Annotated in this window: 16 protein-coding genes; 7 read left to right on the top strand and 9 right to left on the bottom strand. The window is 57.9% G+C overall.

What is annotated here, in order from left to right; genetic code table 11:
• Positions 1 to 506: 506 nt before the first annotated feature.
• Positions 507 to 2921, top strand: coding sequence for a hypothetical protein (locus B1526_RS05065; protein ID WP_095615004.1), 2415 nt, complete (start codon positions 507 to 509; stop codon positions 2919 to 2921).
• A 350-nt stretch (positions 2922 to 3271) separates the two neighbouring features.
• The gene (locus B1526_RS05060) at positions 3272 to 3628 is read left to right on the top strand and encodes a hypothetical protein (protein WP_095615003.1); all 357 of its coding nucleotides are present in this window, start codon (positions 3272 to 3274) and stop codon (positions 3626 to 3628) included.
• Between the two features lie 1333 nt (positions 3629 to 4961).
• Here B1526_RS05060 and B1526_RS05055 read toward each other — a convergent pair.
• From B1526_RS05055 to B1526_RS05040, 4 genes are all read right to left on the bottom strand, one after another.
• Entirely contained in the window at positions 4962 to 5624 is a 663-nt protein-coding gene (locus tag B1526_RS05055; protein ID WP_095615002.1) for a DUF1287 domain-containing protein, read from the bottom strand.
• A 252-nt stretch (positions 5625 to 5876) separates the two neighbouring features.
• Complete coding sequence (locus B1526_RS05050; protein WP_095615001.1) at positions 5877 to 6074, bottom strand: helix-turn-helix transcriptional regulator; 198 nt, start codon at positions 6072 to 6074, stop codon at positions 5877 to 5879.
• A complete protein-coding gene (locus B1526_RS05045; RefSeq protein ID WP_095615000.1) occupies positions 6071 to 6541 on the bottom strand; it encodes a hypothetical protein in 471 nt (156 codons plus the stop codon). Before B1526_RS05045 ends, B1526_RS05050 begins: the two co-directional genes overlap by 4 nt.
• 237 nt (positions 6542 to 6778) lie before the next feature.
• Positions 6779 to 7051 carry a hypothetical protein gene (locus B1526_RS05040; RefSeq protein WP_095614999.1) on the bottom strand — a complete coding sequence of 91 codons (273 nt, stop codon included), beginning with the start codon at positions 7049 to 7051 and terminating at the stop codon, positions 6779 to 6781.
• Positions 7052 to 7522: 471 nt separating this feature from the next.
• Between B1526_RS05040 and B1526_RS09395 the strand changes: the two genes are divergently transcribed.
• Positions 7523 to 8734 carry a Fic family protein gene (locus B1526_RS09395; protein WP_095614998.1) on the top strand — a complete coding sequence of 404 codons (1212 nt, stop codon included), beginning with the start codon at positions 7523 to 7525 and terminating at the stop codon, positions 8732 to 8734.
• Between the two features lie 52 nt (positions 8735 to 8786).
• Here the strand turns inward: B1526_RS09395 and B1526_RS05030 are convergent, their stop codons facing one another.
• Entirely contained in the window at positions 8787 to 8978 is a 192-nt protein-coding gene (locus tag B1526_RS05030) for a hypothetical protein (protein WP_235607049.1), read from the bottom strand.
• 257 nt (positions 8979 to 9235) lie between these two features.
• On the opposite strand from B1526_RS05030, the gene B1526_RS05025 reads away from it, so the two are divergent.
• Positions 9236 to 11407 (top strand): hypothetical protein, encoded by a 2172-nt coding sequence (locus B1526_RS05025; protein ID WP_095614997.1) that lies wholly within the window; start codon positions 9236 to 9238, stop codon positions 11405 to 11407.
• A gap of 531 nt (positions 11408 to 11938) precedes the next feature.
• Here the strand turns inward: B1526_RS05025 and B1526_RS09315 are convergent.
• The gene (locus tag B1526_RS09315) at positions 11939 to 12415 is read right to left on the bottom strand and encodes a substrate-binding domain-containing protein (protein WP_235607050.1); all 477 of its coding nucleotides are present in this window, start codon (positions 12413 to 12415) and stop codon (positions 11939 to 11941) included.
• Between B1526_RS09315 and B1526_RS09310 the strand changes: the two genes are divergently transcribed.
• The gene (locus B1526_RS09310) at positions 12305 to 12916 is read left to right on the top strand and encodes an NAD(P)H-binding protein (RefSeq protein ID WP_327078351.1); all 612 of its coding nucleotides are present in this window, start codon (positions 12305 to 12307) and stop codon (positions 12914 to 12916) included. The genes B1526_RS09315 and B1526_RS09310 overlap by 111 nt on opposite strands.
• Before the next feature lie 133 nt (positions 12917 to 13049).
• On the opposite strand, the gene B1526_RS05010 is transcribed toward B1526_RS09310, so the two are convergent.
• Complete coding sequence (locus B1526_RS05010; protein WP_133088466.1) at positions 13050 to 13880, bottom strand: hypothetical protein; 831 nt, start codon at positions 13878 to 13880, stop codon at positions 13050 to 13052.
• Between the two features lie 343 nt (positions 13881 to 14223).
• Here B1526_RS05010 and B1526_RS05005 point away from each other — a divergent pair, with 343 nt between their 5' ends.
• Together B1526_RS05005 and B1526_RS05000 are read left to right on the top strand one after the other, a co-directional pair.
• A complete protein-coding gene (locus B1526_RS05005) occupies positions 14224 to 15582 on the top strand; it encodes a hemolysin family protein (protein ID WP_095614995.1) in 1359 nt (452 codons plus the stop codon).
• Positions 15583 to 15739: 157 nt separating this feature from the next.
• Positions 15740 to 16222, top strand: a complete 483-nt coding sequence (locus tag B1526_RS05000; RefSeq protein ID WP_095614994.1) for a Dps family protein — start codon at positions 15740 to 15742, stop codon at positions 16220 to 16222.
• Positions 16223 to 16455: 233 nt separating this feature from the next.
• On the opposite strand, the gene B1526_RS04995 is transcribed toward B1526_RS05000, so the two are convergent.
• Both B1526_RS04995 and B1526_RS04990 read right to left on the bottom strand, forming a co-directional pair.
• Entirely contained in the window at positions 16456 to 17676 is a 1221-nt protein-coding gene (locus B1526_RS04995; protein ID WP_095614993.1) for a trans-sulfuration enzyme family protein, read from the bottom strand.
• A gap of 214 nt (positions 17677 to 17890) precedes the next feature.
• A complete protein-coding gene (locus B1526_RS04990) occupies positions 17891 to 19042 on the bottom strand; it encodes a hypothetical protein (RefSeq protein WP_095614992.1) in 1152 nt (383 codons plus the stop codon).
• Positions 19043 to 19090: the final 48 nt, after the last annotated feature.

The raw sequence follows: 19090 nt of genomic DNA, 5'->3' as shown, positions 1-19090 counted from the left end.
ATGCATACAGAAAAGAAGCGTTACTTGAATCATTTGCCCTGAAAACCAATACATCATTGGAGCAGGTGCCTTCGGATGACGCAAACCATATTTTCTTAAAATATGGCCTAATATTAGATATTAGAGTGTCACCAATCTTGTAATGAGTGACCTTGCCTGTTGCCGGCAGGGACTGCGCGTGCTGACGTCCGCGTTTTTCTTGCAAAAGAGATTCGGTTGAAACGTAAGTTTCTAGCTTTGCTTCGGTGTAATCAACTCGATCTGAGACTTGATGGCAGATATTCCAAAGAGTTAAATATCTCCCATTATCTTTTTTGCTGACGACAGTCTCGCATAACGTTGATAAATAATCATTTGTTGACTGGTGAAGTCCATGTGTTTGTTCGTTTCTGTGGAATTGTGTGTGATGTTGATGCGGTCTCACTCTGCGCTAGTTGGTTGTATTTCTGCTTTAATCTGAGGGATACACTAAATATGACGCATGACTCAAAGCAGAGGAGGCTCACATGAGCAACGCGGAACTTAGTACATGGGATGGTCGCTTCGATGATGAAGTTCGCATTGACTACTCTCTTGAGCCTTTGTCTTCTCCTCACCTGATCGAAGGTCAGGAGTCTGAGGAAACAGAGTGTGGGACTCCATTCGATGATGACATGACAATCGAAATCGAGGATATCGAAGAGAATGAAGAGAACGGTGAGACGAATGCGTCGCATCGCGCGGATTACCTGATTGCGGCTAGCTGCGGCCTCATTGCCGGTGCTATCGATTCGTTGTGGGTGGGGAAGTTTGACTTCGACCGTGCCCGTGAATGGGGGAGTGAGCGCGTCAATGACTTCGTAGTGGCCGTTGCGAAAATGGATCCAGATTACAAAGGCGATGATATAGAATCGGCGATCCGTTTTTTGGAAAAGAAGCATCCCTTTGTAGGTGATCGCGCAACGAGCGAGTTCGGCGGCGGCCGTCAGCATCACCTCAGGGATTTCTCACACCATATGAGTTTGGGTGGCCTTGCGTTTTCGTTGTTGACGCAGTTCACCGAGAAGGTGTATGGAACCGATCAACATGGGGTGTTTATGGCTGTGCCCGTTGCGGATGACGAGTTGATCGGTGAAAGTTTGGAAGCAAAGCTCATGCTCGGGATTGTGCGGTGGTTCTGCCATATGGTGAGCGATATGGCGGGGTCGAGCGGCTCACCAGGGAAGGGCACGGGAATTCCGGGGCCGATTCTATCTTTCATGAAACAGCTCTCTGCGTTGCCCATATTCAAGGACGCGATGCAGGATGAAGCTTCGTTCAGAAAGATGCTATCGAAGTTGTTCAACGGCACACTGTTGAAAACCGTTGGTGAAGACGGGAAGAAGATCTATCGACGATTCGATCTGCGCGCGGAATTGGGGATTGCGCATGAGCTCGCACGGCAATCGGTGCCAGTGCTGGTCAATGAATGCTTGGTGTGCGTGTGTTATGCAGCACGACAGCTGTACGCGATGTGCATGAGCGGAGAAGTATCGGATCTCAAGTCTCTCCTGAACGTGGGAATCGGCGCCTTGCTGCCTCATGGATCGCCTTTGGGGACAAGAATGGTCACTATAGCGACGGGGGTGTTCTCCGTTGCCGATATGGCGGACGGGATGATTCGTGCATTGTTGCATGGCAAAGGGAAGATTGATTCGAAGATGGTATCGGACTTCCTCCTGCATGTGAACGTAGTGGGCATTGTACGATTCGTTTTCGCTGTGCATACGGATTACAAGGTGCATGCGGAAGCGCGGAAGGATGCGCGCTCGCAGGAGAGGTTCCATGGTCAGGGAAATGGTTACGGCGATGATCCCTCCGTCATGCGATTCTTCGAGCTGGATACGGCACAGATGAATATGGTGATTTCCATCCAATATCAAGCAGCTCGCATTGATATCGAGCAAACGAAGAACGAAAAAATCAGAGAGAAGAAAGAGCGTGAGTTCCGTGCATGGGAGAGCGACAATCGCTCCGAATACACATTGTGCGACAAAGAAGAACTCATCAACGAGGTCCGTCGAATCCAAAGGCACGCTACTCCAATCTGGAGAGAACTCGTGGCATTCGAAGCGTCTCAGTTCATGCCGTATCACAGCAAAAAACTGAAATACGATGCTGCAACATTGGATAAGGTGTGCGACGATTTGCCGGGATTCGCAAGTAAGGAATGTACCAAATACAGGAAAGCAGTGGTGAAGGAAGCGTCGAAGATAAAGGGCGTGAAGACGGCGGCTCTCGTCGGTTGTGCCGGTTTCGTTGTAGTGGCAGCTGCAACGGGAGGCGTTGCTTATGTGTTTGCGCCGGCAATCGCACCGATCCTGGCCGGATCTTCTGTGACAGGGTTGTCCGGGGCGGCGTTGACGAGCGCAAGTCTTGCGACAGTTGGAGGTGGCTCGCTCGCGGCTGGTGGCCTTGGAATGGCAGGAGGTACCGTCATCATCGCGGGAGGTGGGGCGTTGCTCGGTGCTGTTACCAGCGGTGGTGCGGCGACGCTAGGCACATGGATGATTGCGAATCAAGACGCATACGTGCTGAATACCTGTGCGAAGCTGATCGTGTTCTGCAGAGAAGTGCTTGTGAAGAACGAAGGTGGAGTTGACCTTGTGCGTCAGGTGCGGCGGCGTGTGTGCGAATCACTGCGTGAAGCCGAATCGCAGCTTGACTTCTTGGTACAGCTCAAGCAGTGCATACGGCGAAGCGGCAGCTCGGATGATGATTGCACTGCGAAGCGTAATCGCGCCGAAGCGCTCAAGGGAATCGGGGCGGCTGAAAAGAACATGAGGAAAAGCCTAGCCTATATGCGAAAGTGTGTGAAGTCGCTCGCGAAAATCGCAGGTATCACCGGTGAGGATGCAGCTGATAGCCAGAGGAAACCGAAAGCGCAGATCGAGCAAGGCTGATGTGCTGGACACTGCGCTGACGTATGGTCGCCTTGTTTTGTTCTGTGTTCATTCCATGTTCGGCTGGCAATTGAGACGCCCCAAGCGAAGAAGATGTTTGCTCCCGCCTATCAGAGTGATGGTTCCATCGCATTGCTATTGGTTTCGGGGTGGTTCACGCCGAAACTGTGTGTAATCTTAGGGATTGTCTTGTCATTACCTATATGTCTCTTTGTGAATGCGTCTTTCGGAGTGAGATACAGCATTGAGTCTGTGTGTGTTGTGTGTGTGGTGGGGGGCTCCTTTCGGAAGTATGGATGTTATTGTGGTTGAAAAGTTTGACTTGTAGGAACGAATGCTAGGATTGATTCATGGGCATTGATATCGTGGGTTTCTTCAAGGAGCACAAGGAAGAAATTTTGGGTGGCCTCGTATTATTGGGCGGAGCGGCACTTGTTGCGTTGTCGGACAGTGATGGTGGGTATGATGAGCTCACCAATGGGCAGAAACTTGATCTCAGTGAAGCTGTAGATGCCGTCAGTTGGGATTTTGGCGACGACATCGAATATGCCAACGCCTCTGATGGGTCGGTCTGCTTTTCTCTTTCTGATGGTGGTTATGAAACCGTTTATTTCTCATATTCTCAAGGGGAGTGGTATGCATCCTACTGTGGTGATTATGAAGACGTGGAAGATGCTGTGGGCATGATTTTAGGCCAGCTCAATTGAAGCTGAGGCTTAGTGAATCATTCGTGAACGGCAAGAAGGATTATGTCGGAAGTGTGGTGCGGATGTTGATTATTGGATTTTAATTAGAGGAATATGTATAGTAAGATGAAGAATGACGCGTAGAATGGAAATTGATGCGCCATATTGTTGAAATTATTTTTTCTTCGCTTCTTTGCGTAAGGTTCCTAGCTTCTTATCGCTTCTAGTTTTTCGTCCGTCTTTATTGCGGATGGTTCCGGTTGGCAGCCCTAGCATTTTCTCAAGCATTCCCACTCTGCAGTCGCTGCGTATCTTTCGTCGTGTCATCTTTGACCTCCAAGATGCTGAAGTATTAAACACGTACAATTGTGTTTATGTGAACATATTGTACACCAAGGGCTGATGTGTGTGCTTATCGTCTTGAATATTGGAGGACGATGCTGGTAGTGCGTAATATAAGTGTTTCGCTGTGAAGCTTGTATGCCTTCTGTTCAAAAGGCAAGGTCCCTGCGACGCTTCAGGTTGATTGTATTTCCGCTGTTGGCGTCAGTGTACTATCGTCATCGCTGATTAGGCGACTCGCTCTGTGTCGTGATAGGGGGGCAGATGCCACATCCGCTTAGGTAGTCGCACATATAAGGCTTAAAGTCCACTTGATTCACGTGGGATCTAGATGATGTCCTATTGCCGTCTTCATGTAATATCTCCGTACGCATTGAGTCGTGCAGGCTTGTCGATGCGGCGAGCTCTGGCCGCATAAGCCAGACAATGCAGACCGCGCATGCCATTGTCGCGTGTCATCTCGAATTCGCCGACGCCCCATCTGTGGTCAAATCCTCCCGTAGTTACAGATACCCGATTATCTGTAACTATGACTCTCCATGGCTACGCTTCTTACGTACAGAAATGTGCCGACTGTGGTTGAATGGCATATTCCCGCACTGGAATATGCGGCCATCTCACCATCTTTGGGTGTCTATTCGGGTGCCAAACGCTCCACGCCGCCCAAAACGCGGCATATCTCGGAATCTTTGGGTGCCTCGAACACCCAAAGATATGAACTTGCACCACCGGGGACCGAACGGTGGCGCTCTATCTGTCGCCAAATCCTCCCATGGCTACATTTCTTGTGCGCGGAAAGGTGTCGCTCATGATCGAATGGCTGATTCTCGCGCTCGTCCGTGCGGCTATCCCACCATCTTTGGGTGTTTGAGGTACCCAAAGATGATGAGATAGGGGCCGATTCGTCCCGAATACGCGCCGAGGCCCCTCCAGACGCACCCAAAGATGACGAGATGCGCCATCCCAAGCATCGCATCGGGTGATTTGCGCGGGACCCGTGCCTCGTCCGCCCTCAACTGATCCGGTAATGCCCGACCAGCTGCTGCGAGAACGTCCCGAGCGCATCCTCCTCGTACTGCTTTTGCTTCGCGCTCACGTGGTGGATGAGCAAGGGTAATCCGTCTGCGTTGCGCGTGTCGGAGGCGATGCCGATGTGGTTGCTGTAGACGACGATGTCTCCGCCCTGCCATGCACCCACGTCGGTGGTGTCTGTCGTGAGATTGATCGCATGCGCGGCGAAGTACGCGTTGAGTACGGGGACGCGACGGAAGTCGATGTTGGCGTCAGGTGTGTCGATCGCGTACCTCTCGGGGTGGGCGAGTATGTCTTCATGCACGAGCGTCATCAGATCGTAGCCGGCTCCGCGCAGGGCTGCGCCTACGACGTCGGTGCACACGCCATACCCGTCGTTCGGGTAGCCGGTCGCGTAATACTCGCTTTTGTATGCCGGTTTTGTGGCGATGTAGGCACGCGCGCTCTGCAGAATGTCGCTTTGGTCGTCGACACCGTCGCCGTCCTTGTCGATTGAGCTCGTGTATGGGGCGATGCTTGGTGTTGCCTGCCGCACCGATTTGTCTCCGGATGCGGCCCCTGCCGTGCCCCCGCAGGCCGATGCCGCCATGCAGGCGGCGATGAGCGCGCTTATCGTGATGATTCTGGATAGCTCGTGCGCCATATGACCGCCCTCCTCCGCGGTGCCCTTCGCTGGCATCTGTTATAGCACGCTTATCGCCTATGGGGAGTGACGATAGGGTCGCGCATGTAGGGCAGTTCGAAATCCACTTGGCTCCATGCGGGCGAAGTGGATGGCGTCCTCCTTGATCAGTTGCGTGCGGTACACGTTTGCATAGCCAGCGTTTCGTTTAAGCCGCTTGGCGGTCTCCCCGGTGGATGATGGTGCGCCATCCTGGGCCGTGACCAGATGCCGTCACTTTTCCTCCGGCGTGAAGATGTTCTCGATCGTCAGACCGAAAACGTTGGAGATCTGGAACGCGAGTGGCAGTGATGGGTCGAATCGGCCTTTTTCTATCGAGATGATTGTTTGGCGACTCACTCCGAGTATCGTGCCGAGTTTCTCCTGCGACCACTGCCGTTCGCGTCGCAGTTCTGCTAGTCGGTTCTTCATCGGTCGCCGACCTTGTGGATGAGGTAGCTTATGCCGAACGCCACGGCGGTGAAAGCGAAAACGGTGGCAAGTGTCCACGACACTGTCGACGGCAAACAGAAGCTCGCGATTGCGGCGCCGATTCCTGTGACGGCGAGGAGCAGATGGAAGCTGTCTTTTGCGGCTTGGTCATACCAGCTGGTTTCCACATTATGTTCGGGGTGTGCGATAGCGCCCGGAATCGTCGACCGGTCGACAAGCAGCGTCCAACTGAGTGCGATCATCACTGGTGCGAGGCATGCGCACGCAACTGTGATGCCAACCCATGTGCGCACGCCGTCATGCGGATGAGAGAAAGCGAACCACAGCGCGACGCCCATGCCGATCGCGACCGCCAGTCCGATGGGGGCCGCCAGTCGTAACGCCGGCGTTCCGTTCGGCTTGATGCGCCCGAACCGGTACTGTTTCTGAGTTGTTTTCTCGCTCATGACACGGCCTCCGTATCCATGTTGATGTGAGGATAAGTGAGCCAAGCATATGTCAAGCAAGCTTTACTGTCAAGTTTGTTTGACGATTTGGGTTTCTTCGTCATGTTTGCGCGCTGCTCCTGCCATGCGTTCGCTAAAACCGACAATCGGTTGCTTGGATGCGGTTAGCGCACCGAGATCCTGTCGAACGGCTCTTAGTCGATCTGGGAGTGCCATCGGTGTCACCGGCCGGCCCGATCATGCCATGCTGCTGTGCAGGAAGTGGTAGGCGCCGTGCTCGCGCAGGTAGTCGCGCATGTAGGGCAGTTTGAAATCCACCTGGCCCCATGCGGGTGAGTAGATGACGTCCTCCTTGATCAGTTGCGTGCGGTACACGTTCGCGTAGCCGGCGTTTCGTTCGCGGCGCTTGGCGGTCTTCCCGGCAGATGATGGTGCGTCATCCTGGGCCATGGCGAGCAGATACTCCTTCTGCATCGAGCTCAGCCCGTCGATTTCTGGGGCATGCACCATGTCGCCCAGTCAGCGCTGTGCTCGCCGAATCCCTTTTTCGGCCGTCTCCATCGTGATGCTGTCGTTATATCTGGAGTATGCCCACGCCATTGTCGAGCGCCATCTCGAATTCCTCGAGGTCGTCCTCTCTGCCGATCAGTACGGGCGGCGTCATGCCTGCTGTGGGTTTGAACGGATTCGCCTTCGGGGACCCTTTCCGAAAGTATAAAGAATATAAAAAAGTATAACGACGTATGGTGGGAGGTGTCTCGTCCAGCCTGGCCTGATGGCGTTTCCGCTGTACTGATGACATGCCGATCGCCGGTCGCCTCCGGGGGAGATCAGTTGCGGAAAGGCGCTGGGTTCGCAACAACCTGTGCATCCGTCGATACGATATCTGTAGCTAAGTTGTGCCATAGCTACAGATATCCGATTATCTGTAGCTATGATTATCCATAGCTACACATATCGAGCGCAGAAAGGGTACCGGTCATGGTCGAATGGCATATCCCCGCACTTGGCCATGAGGCGCACGTATGGCATATCGCCGATGACGCGTATGTCTCCCGGTCGCAGCGCATGAAGGGCAACGGTCCATACGAATCGGCCGTTCCCATTACGTTGTGCGATCTGGATGTCGATCTGCCGTCAGCGTTGGGCACTGCGATCGACGCGGCGAGTCAGGCGTTGGCTAGATTCGATGCCTATGCACTGTGGAAACTTGGCGAACAAGTGCAGTCCCTCGGCCCGATGAGTGCGGTACTGCTGCGCACGGAAGCTACGTCATCCTCGCAGATCGAACATCTTACTGTCGGTGCGAAGAATCTGGCATTGGAGCTCCTTGATGAGGGAGACAGCCAGAATGCGCAGATCGTCATAGGTAATGTGCGGGCGATGGAATCGGCGTTGGAATTCAGCGGAAACATGACGCAGGAGAATTTGCTGCGCATGCATAAGGCATTGCTCAGTGCACAACCCGGCTGGGACGAATACGCCGGTAGATTCCGTGAGCAGCTCGTGTGGGTGGGGACCAGTTCGCATTCGCCGCGAGGTGCTTCGTTCGTGGCTCCGCAACCGGATCTGGTACAGCCGGCGATTGACGATCTGCTCGCATTCCTTCTGCGCGACGACATTCCCGTGCTTGCGCAGGCCGCCCTGGCCCATGCGCAATTCGAGACGATTCACCCATTTGCCGACGGCAACGGTCGAACGGGTCGTGCGCTCATCCACGCCGTACTGCGCAGCAAGGGTCTCGCCGCGCATGTGGTGCCGCCGGTTTCCGCCGGCCTTCTCCGTGCTACCAACACCTATTTTGATGCCCTTACCGCATTCCGTGTGGGGAATGCTGCTCCTCTGATTGCAGTGTTCGCTGAGGCGAGCCTTTTCGCCGCGCAGAGCGGCATTGATCTGATCGATCGCCTCGACGGGCAAATCGAGGCCGCCAAAACCGCCTTGCGAGGCACGCGTAGGGATGCGGCTGTGTGGAAGGTGCTGCCGCATCTGATCGCGCAGCCAGTGATCAACTCGCAATACTTGCGCTCAACTGTCGGATTGTCCAAACCGCAAGCCGAGCGTGCCCTGCGCGCGCTCGCCGATGCCGACGTGCTCGTTGCGCGTAACACCGCCAAGCGTAATGTCGTGTGGGAGCATCGTGGCATTCTCGACGTGCTTGATGACTACGCAGCGTCGCTGCGCCGGCAGTGATGATATTCGGGGATGGAAAACGGAGCAGCGTCGATTCCTAGGGCGGTTGTCCTCATCCGCCAAGCCACGTCGCCAGGAACAGCAGACTCTCATTGACGGTGTCGAAGGCATTGTCCAATACGATCACCGGCGAAACGTGCTCCTTCAGGAAGGCTTCCAGCGCCGCGAAATCACTGAAATCGACGGGAACGCCCATGTGCTGCGCGGGGACGCCGGCGAGCGCGAACGCAAGCGCATTCGCCACAGCCGGCACATGGACGGCATCGATGGCCAGCAGCCGCGTTGCATGCAGCGTTCTGCACAGCTGCGTCGCAAAATCGGTCAGCCGCCCCCCTCGCTCGCCTTCTTCGCCGGCTGCCTACAGTGTAGGCGACCGACATCGTGGCACGCCGACGATGTTCAATATTGGAGCCATTGTTTTTGGAACGTGTCCCATTATGTCCGTCGTCTCCCTGTTATGCTTGAACCACCAACGGGGACGTGGCGGGCGAAGGAGCCGACATGAAGGATGCATATCGTGCCTATGACGGCACAACCATCGACGATTCCTTTGCGCTGCTCGAATCCGTCAGCTGGCTGCGCAGGTCGACGCGCGACGTCGCCTGCGTGCTGCTGTCGCAGGATGCGCGAGGCCGGCCGTATGTCCCTCTCGACCGGGTGCGGGCGACCGTCGGCTCGCGCGCGGTGACGGTGCTGCTCGATAACGCCGTGCAGCGATCGGCGCGCGATCAGCTCGGCGACGTCAATCCCTACCGCGGCGCGGCGCGCATCTTCCCTCCCGGCGACCGGTGGCACGACGACTATCGACTCGTTCCCTGCATGCTGCCGTCGTTGTCCAAGGCAGAGTTTCTGGCGCGCATCGACGACAAACTGAACGCGCTCGTCTCCGTCGAACGCAGGTCGCGCGCCACGCATGCCGCCCGATCTGCCGCGTCGCCGCCTGCGTCGGTTCCGCAGTCGTCGAAAAGCCGCGCCGGCAAGCCATCCGAGGAGCCGAGTCTCGCGGATGTGCATGGTCCCCGGCGTTCGTTCCATATCGATCTCACGCACGCTCCGCTGTGCCGCGACGCCATCATGTCGTCGAGACGCGAATACCCGTGCATCCTCGTATCGCTCGCGCCCGAGGATACGCGGCCGTATCTGGACGTGTCCGCATTGCTTGACGAGATCGAGGATGCCGCCGTCGTCTTCGAAATTGCCGATCAGCGGACCGAACAATGGCTGCGTGAGCATCTGCCGCAGTGGGCGCTCGCGTATTGTGGCGCGTGCCGATTCTTCCCGCCGCGCAACGGCTCCAACCGCACGTATTCGCGGCTGTTCCATGTGTATGGCCGTGAAGACGGCGCCCGTGTCGTCGCCGAACTCGCCGAGGAAGTGTGGGACACGGCGTATGCGGATGGCTACAGCATCGGCGCGGGCGTCGACGATGATGCTGATGGGGACGACGACGTCGCCGACGTCATGTGCGATCGACGCGACGAAATCACTGCCGGTGTCGTCGAAATGATCATCGATGACACGGCGTATGTGAAGATGGACGACGAGCCGATGCCGCGCAAGGCGACGCTTGCGACGCCGTTGACGCTGCCGGAATCGATATCGACCGCGGCGCTGCTGCGCAAAGGGCAGCATGTGCGCGGCAGCGCCGTCGGCGAGGACGGATTCGAGATCGTTCCCGATTGGGTCGACGTCGCCGACGCGTTGCGCGCGTACGGGCCGGAAGCCGTCGTCGCGGGGCTCGTCACGTATGTGTGCGCGGACATGCTCAAGGTCATGCTGTATCCGACGGTCGAGGTCGAGGTGCGCGGGGCGGATCTGTTCGCCGGCACGGCTGTGAATACGGATCTGGATCTGCGGCAGGTGTTTTCACGTGAAACAACGATTGCGCTGCGCGTCGTGGCATGTGACGCCGACGATTGGCTGTTCACATTGCCGGCTGCGACGGACACGGTCGTCGAGCCGCCGAGTCTGCTGCCAGAAGGACCCGCATGGCTGGACGCGGCGGCCGCGTTGGCGTATCTGACACGCGCCTATGCGCGCACCAGTCTCGCCGATGTGGCGATCGAAACGCTGCTTGACTCAGCCGGGACGGTGGAATCGGCACGAGCCACGCTGCGCACAATGCATCGGCAGCTGGCGGAGGCGCAGAACGATAACGCGGCGTTGACGCGCGCCAACGAACGGCTGCGGGATGAGAACGCCGAGCTGGCATGCCGCAACCGCGCCTACGAAAAGACGATCGAGGAGAGCAATCCGCTTGCGGCGTTCAGCGGACGGTTTGCGTCGCCGCGCGAGGAGCTCGACTGGCAGTTGGAGGCGCAATCGCTGCTGCAGTTCACGGTCGAGGAGCGCGAGCGGCATCCGTTGGCTCGATGGTCGTATTCGGAGGGGTTCTTCGACTCGTTGGCGGAATGCGAGCACGGGGACATGTCGCGATGGTCGCTGATCCGCACGATGCTGCTCGTGCTCGCCGGTAAGGAGACGCTCAACGGGCTGCGGCAGCACCAGCTGCGCACGGGCAGGGGAGGAGACAACCCGGGACGCAAGGACGGTTATGGCAACACGATCCAACGCTGCAACGTGCACGGCCAGTACCGACTGCACTTCACTCGGGACGGCGCCGGGCGGATCACGTTCGTCTCGGTGAATACGCACGACGAACTGCTGCTGTGACGCGTGCGCAGGACTGGGGAAACGCTTGGATGCGCTTGCTCATGCCGACGCCTAGGGCCTCGACGCGCTTGTGGCAGGCTATGGAAGCGGTTGGCGCTCCGCCGCGGAGGGTCGTGAGGCTCATAGTGAAGTGAATAAGTGATAAGTGAATGGGCGTGAGCGGTATCTGCGTTGAAGGAGAGCATCTTCTCGGAATACCGCAAGTATCGCCTTCCAAAACCGCCATTCCGCGGTGGTGATACTTGCGCTTCCACCCGAAGATGCTCCCCCTCAACGCAGATGTGGTTGCATGTGACTTTGCTGTTGCGTCCAGGGGCTCCGATTCGGTGACCGCCGGCGCGAAAACCTTTCGGATGGTCTGCGTGGCCATGTGGGAAGGCTGGTTCGTTGGGTATCTTGCCTCTGGACGTCGTTGTGCACTGGAGTGCGGCTCTCGCAAGAACCGGGCGGCGTGATGGGGTGAGAAACCTGTCCGCTACTCGCAGGGCCGTCTTGTGGACTGCGCGGTGCTGCCGGCGCGATGCCCCTCCGCTACCCGCGGGGCCAGCGAAGCGTCATCCGTTGTTGGATCGGCAGCGCGACGCGGCGGTTATCGGTCAGGAAGGTCGCGTAGCAATCAATGCGGTTGGCGGGGTCGTCGATAGCCACCGGAGTGCGCGTGTGCGCGACGAACCGTTCATCGACGCCGGGTGACGAAAGCGTGAGGTTGGAGTAGAAGAACGGGAACGCCGAATAGCGGCTGATCTGCTCAAGCGAACTCAGATCCTGCTGATACAGGAACCGCGCCCCGGGGATGCGCTGCTCGATGAGCGTGCGCCATGGGCCGATATCGGAGGCGACGATGAAGCTCATGCCGGAGAGATCGGCGAAGGTGACGCTCGGGTGTTGCGCGAGCGGATTGAAGTTGTCGATGGCGACGCCGAGGAATTCACGGCCCAGATACAGCGATTCGACGCGCGGATCGTCGATCTCGCGGCCGGTGAAGACAAGCGTCGCTTTGCGCTGCAGCAGTTCGTCGAGCGCCGCCTCCGGGTCGATCAGGCCGTAGCGGATCGTGATATGCGCGGCTCCGACGGCGTATTCCTCGCCTATGTGGCGACGCCGGACATCATGGTGCCGCTCATCAAGGACCTCGATGAGACCGGCGTCAAGCGCTTCATCGCGATGTCCGTGCCGGACGTCTACCAGGAGGTGGCCGGCCCATTCCAGGCGTGGTACCGCGAGCACACCGGCCTGGTGTGGAAGACCAACTACGTCGACACCGTCAACGCGATCGAGAACTCCGATCTCGACTATGTGATCCTGCGCACGACGTGGCTGTACGACAACCCGGCCAAGACCGACGTGGATGTGACGCGCAAGGGCGAACCGTTCAAGGACGCGCAGATCACCCGCGAGGCCGTGGCCAAGTTCGCGGCCGAGCTGCTGACCGGCAAGCAGGACTACCATCGTGAAAGCCTCGGCATCGGCGAACCCGGCACCGCGTGGACGAAGCCGAGCTTCTACTGAGTCGGTGTTGCATCTTGGCATCTTTGGGTGTTTGAGGCACCCAAAGATACCCAGATACCCATCGATTTTCGTGGTTTTTGAGTTTCTGGCCGTGGAGACGCACCCAAAGATGCCGAGATAGACCCAGTTTCCGTCACCAATCGCGGTGTTTGCGCATGCGGCGGCCGTCGGTCAGGTCCCGCACGGCCATGCGCTCGCAGATCCTGACCTTCCGTCCGATGCGCACACCGATTCTTTCGGCGACGAGCATCGCGAGCGCACGCTGCCTCTCGACCGTGCCCATATCGGCGGCCGTCATCTGGATCACTTCCCATCCCATGTATTCGAGCCGGCGCCGGCGCTGGGCGTCGTTCGCCCATCGCACCGCATGGTGTGCCCCCTCATATTCGATTGCGATGCGCACACCGGGATATGAGAGGTCAAGATACATCACCGCGCCCGTGTCCGGGTCGACGACTTTGAGATTGACGACGGGCTCCCCGAGCCCATAGACCATCAGCACGAGGCGCAACCGCGTCTCCATCGACGAGTCGGTGTCCTCGGCGGGCAGGGTGCACAACCGTTTGCACCGCGCGAGCCCTTTGATCCGTTTCCCGCCCTCCTGTTCGCGCGCCCACTCCGTCAGGAAATCGAGATACTGTTCCATCTGGTCCTTCGTCGTCCTCTTGAGTTGCGGGTCGCGTCGCATCATGTTGTCGCCAAGCACGACGAGCTCGGCATCGCTCAACAGGGGTGCCATCATGACCCATGTGCATTCGGCGGTCGTGCACATGACCTTCCCCGCGATGACCGTGCGTTGCACATAACCGCTCCACATCACATCATGCATCCCCTGGATGCGGTGGTGCTCCGCCATCGTCGTGATCTTCGGGCATTCGACGGCGAGCAGTCCGAGCGCGGTCACACGGCAGAAGGTCGGCCGCACCCTCAACGCCTGCTGCCGCTCGGCGCATCTTGCGATCATCGCGGTCTGTGTATTGGAAAGGTCGTTCCATAGCAGCGATTCGGTCATACACGCACTCAACCATGTTCGCGCTGAGTGTGCCATCCGCCGCCGCAACCCTGTGGATTTGTGGACAACGCATACGTTGTCCACAACAGGAGAATCGAATGTGGATACCGCGTGGGCGGTCGCACCGCCCACGCGACGCCTATCTCTTCATCTTTGGGTGCGCCTCAGCCCCCGAGGCCCCGAAACGCACGGAAATCAGCGACCATCTGCCCATCCTTGGGTACCTCGAACACCCAAAGACGCCACGATACATCCGAGATGCACCGCGGTACTGCCGATGCCCTACGCTTGAGTCATGTCTTTAGGTTTGAACATTCTGCTCATCTTCGTCTTTCTGTTGCTCGGCGCCGTGTTCGCGGGCACCGAGCTCGCGCTCGTCTCGCTGCGCGGCTCGCAGATCGACCAGATGGAACAGGAGGACGCGCGCGGCGCCCGCGTCGCGAAGATCGCACGTGACCCGAACACGTTCCTTTCGACCGTGCAGATCGGCGTGACGCTTTCCGGATTCCTGTCCGCCTCCTTCGGCGAATCGTCGATTTCCCCGTTCATCGTGCCGGTCGTCGAAGGCTGGGGTGTGCCGAGCAACGTCGCCGCGCCGCTGACTACGATCGTGCTCACACTCATCATCTCCTACTGCTCGATCGTGATCTCCGAGATGGTGCCGAAGCGCATCGCGATGCAGCGCAACGAGCAGATCGCGCGCGCGGTCGTGCCCGCGATCTCGGTGTTTGCGAAGGTGTGCAAGCCGATTATCTGGCTCATCGGCAAGAACACGAACGGCATCGTGCGCCTGCTCGGTTTCGACCCGAACGAAACCGAATCCGAGGTCTCCGACGAGGAGCTCCGTGTGCTTGTCAGCTCGAATTCGAACCTGACGACCGACGAACGCACGATCCTCGATGACGTCTTCGACGCGTCCGAGAAGATCGTCGCCGAGGTCATGCGCCCGCGCGCGGACGTCGCGTTCCTCAACGCGGACATGCCGCTCGCCGAGGCCGCCGCCTTCGTCCGCGACATGCCGTATTCCCGCTACCCCGTCTCGGGCAAGGACTTCGACGACATCCTCGGCTTCGTCCATGTGCGTGACCTGCTCGACGTGCAGAACCCGGACGGCATGACCGTCGCCGATGTGACGCGCGAAGGCATTTCGCTTCCGGGCACATCCAAACTGCTGCCGAGCCTCGCGCTGCTGCGCAAACGCGGCATCCATCTGGCCACCGTCATCGACGAATACGGCGGCACGGACGGCATCGTCACCCTTGAGGACATGACCGAGGAACTCGTCGGCGACATCCGCGACGAATACGACCTCCCCGAAGACAACACGAAGACCACGAAGACGGGCACCGTGTTCGTCAACGGTGTCGCGACGGTCGACGGCAGCATGACGATCGAGGATTTCGCAGATCTCACCGGTATCGAATTGAGTGATGGACCGTATGAGACGGTCGCCGGGTATTTCCTTGCGCACACCGGAAAAATGGGTGAGGTCGGCGATACGTACACGTCCGATGATGGTGGGTATACGATGACCGTCACGAAAGTCGACGGCCGCCGCATCGAGACGATCGAAGTCCGCAAACAGGACGCGCAGAAGGATGCGGATGCGCACAAGAACGCGGACGAATCCGACACCGACACCTCCGACGACTGATCTCGTTGACGCATGTCCGTCTTCCGTCGTGCGTTAGGCTTTCAGCTCACATCCAGCGCACATGCAGCAGCCGCACGTAAGCTCAAGACAACATGTTGTGCGGACCGCGGATACGACCGCGGCCTGCACCGATGGCCACGTACGAAAGGACACGCATATGACACTGTCATTCATCATTCCAGGACTCGACGAAGCGACGTCGGAGAAGACGATCGGCATCCTTCAGGAGCGCCTGAGCCAGGAGCAGGAGGCGGCGCTCGTGCTCAAGCACGCGCATTGGAACGTCGCCGGACCGAACTTCATCGCCGTGCACGAGATGCTCGACCCGCAGGTCGACGAAGTGCTCGCGATGGCCGACGAGACGGCGGAACGCATCGCCGCGCTCGGTGGTTCGCCGTCCGGACGCCCCGACGACATCGTGCGCTTCCGCACATGGGACAAGTTCGACCTTGACGGACGCCAGAACACGCTCGATTACCTGCGCGCGCTCGACAAATACTACGATGCGTTCATCGCCGACGACCGCAAGGCCGTCGCGGAACTCGACGAACTCGATTTCGTGAGCAGCAACATCATCCAGGACCATGTGCAGAAGCTTGAGCAGTTCCAGTGGTTCATGCGTTCGTTCCTCATCGACTGAACCAACGCGCACGTCGTGCCAACATGCCGATGGCCCCCGCCTTCCGATTTCGGAAGGCGGGGGCCATCGGCATGTTGATGCATCTCGGCATCTTTGGGTGCGCTTCAACCCCTAGGACCCCGAAACCCACGGAAATCGACGGATATCTTGGTATCTTTGGGTACCTCAAACACCCAAAGATACCAAGATATCTATCTCAGACTCAGAAGCCCAGCACCTCGACGAGCCGCTGTTCAGCTGCGGCTCGTCGCGAACGCATGGTCGAGGTCGCGGATGAGGTCGTCGGCGTCCTCCAACCCAACCGACAGGCGGAAGAACCCCGCGTGGAAGCGTTCCGGATACGGGTATTGCCGCTCGTCATCCTCGCCAAGGAACACGATGAGGCTTTCGTCATGCCCGAGCGACACGGCGGACGTGATGATGCTCAGCGCGTCGACGAAGCGGTTGTGCCCGTCATGGTCGGCATGCAGCCCGAACGACAGCACACCGCCATAGCCGCTGTCCGCGCGCGCAAGCTGTGAGCGCATCAGCTCATGGCCGGGATCGTTCTCGAGCCCCGGGTAGGCCACGAAACGCACTTCCGGCCTGTCCTGGAGCCAGCGTGCGATACGGAGCGCCGTCGCATTGTGCTGGCGCATGCGCAACGGCAACGTGACGGAGCCACGGTTGATGAGCCACGCATTGAACGGGCTGATGATGCCGCCGTAGTTGACTTGGTACACGTACCGCAGCCGCGCAGCGATCTCACTGCTTGTCGCCACACAGCCACCGAGCGCGTCCCCGTGGCCGTTGATGTATTTCGTCAGGCTTTCGATGACGACGTCCGCACCCAGATCCGCCGGTCGCACATTGAACGGCGAATTGAACGTGTTGTCCACGTTCAACAGTGCGCCGGCATCGTGCGCGAGCTGCGCGATCGCGGCGATATCGGAGACCTTCAACGTGGGGTTCGCGGGTGTCTCGATGTGGATGAGCTTCGTGTTCGGGCGTATCGCGCGCGCCACGGCATCGGTGTCGGACGTATCGACGATCGTCGTCTCGATGCCGTATTTCTCCGGCAGGATCTCGTTGAGCAGCCGGTACGCGGCGATGTAGGTGGAATCGGAGAACACCGCGTGGTCGCCGCGGTTGAGCAACGTCGTGAACGTGGCGGCGAGCGCGGCCACGCCGGATGCGAGCACGACCGCGTCCTCGGTGCCTTCGAGGTTGGCGAGTTTGGCTTCCAGATACCGCTGGTTGGGGTGCCCGTTGCGCGTGTACAGGTTGGTGTCGGAACTCGACCAGTTGATGTCCGAAGGGTCGTAGGGCAATGCGTAGGCGTTTGCGAGTGTGATCGGGCGGCGTATCGCGCCCGTCTCCGCATCGGTGCCGTTGCCCACATGGATGGTGCGGGTCGCGAACCCGAGCGGCTCATGGTCGAACGATTGTCCGTGTTGTATCGATGAAGTGGTCATGTCATCTGTATAATCGACGAAGATTGCCGCAGTCACACCGTCGTAACATATACATGACGCGATTGCGCCAGATTTGCAGCCATTATAGAAAAGAACTATAACGAAACAGCGCGTGTGGGTGCCGATATGAGTCTTTCGCAGTCCTGTCCATCATTACAAATGTGGCCTAACCGCTGCATCATCGTAGCAATCAGGCCACATATAGCGCACCGCCTCATTGGTTGGCGTTATCTTCCAAGATGCGGAGCATTGCCGCTCTCATGTTCAGGCATCCACCAGGCAAACCGTTGATGCCGTCTTGCCGCACTCCGACGAAAGGAATCGCAGCGGTCACTTGTTGAGGATTGGCCATAGCGGCATTGGCGTTATCTTGCACAGCGCGCGCATATGCCAATACGTCTCCATTGCACCACACATCCGGCATTGGAATAATTTGACTGGCTTCTTGAATACAGGCGACAAGCGCATTCTGGTGCTGCCGCATTTCCGCTTGCTTCGTCTCTTCGCTCTTTCGCTGGGCAGCCTGCTTCCTTTGCTGCCAAGCGGCCATTGCCTGCACTTGGCGGTCGTAATCTTGTTGGCTTCGTTGCGTACGGGCTTTATTTTCATTGATGATATTCTGCACGCTCTGAACTTTTTCTTTGTATTCTTGTTCAGCTTTTTGGGATATCATTTGTTTTATCAATTTATCTATAAGATATGTTGCGGGGAATGCAAGAATGATGGCATACAACATTCCTTCATGAGCGGGATCAAGGTGAGGGAACAATCGCAAAACAAAAGCGATAATTACTTCGCAAATAAAATACACAAAGAACAAGTACCCGAACCTTTGGCCTTTGCTCATGGTCTTCTCCGTCGGGGGAGTGGGCATCGGCGGCACGGTTTGCAACCGCGGCTGACGGAACGAAGGCTCAGGGGGCATGGGCTCGTTGAATGATGTACTCGCCTGCGTCGAAACGGGCGTCACACGCTGACCTACCACACGCTGCGCGGCAATTATTTCAAGATCACGTTCGCGACCACCCAGCATCCAGTCCGTGTATGTATAGCAACGTTCAAGATTACGTAATCCCTCACGAACGACATCGGCGGCTGCTTGCGCTTCTGGAGATGGGTCCGCTGCGAAGGTGGCGACATTGTCGCGAATGGAATCCGCCGCATTGGACAATTCATCAAGCACCGCAGTAGGAGCCGCGCATTCGGCGAAAGCGTTTTGAATCTGATCATTCAGGAATCCATTGGAATATCCCATCTCTTGAAGTTTGTTGTCGAGCGCCGTCCGCTGCGTGTCAGAGGTGCTTTCCAGCTGCTCCGCCTGTTCGGCAAGGCTCTGAGGCGCGCCGTAGTCGGATCCTGTCGTCATGTCGATCCTTTCCTCTCTCTTACTTCGTGTCAGTTTGTGATATTAGAT

Origin of the sequence: Bifidobacterium criceti (assembly GCF_002286935.1) — a bacterium.
GTDB classification, from domain to species: domain Bacteria; phylum Actinomycetota; class Actinomycetes; order Actinomycetales; family Bifidobacteriaceae; genus Bifidobacterium; species Bifidobacterium criceti.
This window is presented reverse-complemented; position numbering and strand designations above follow the sequence as displayed.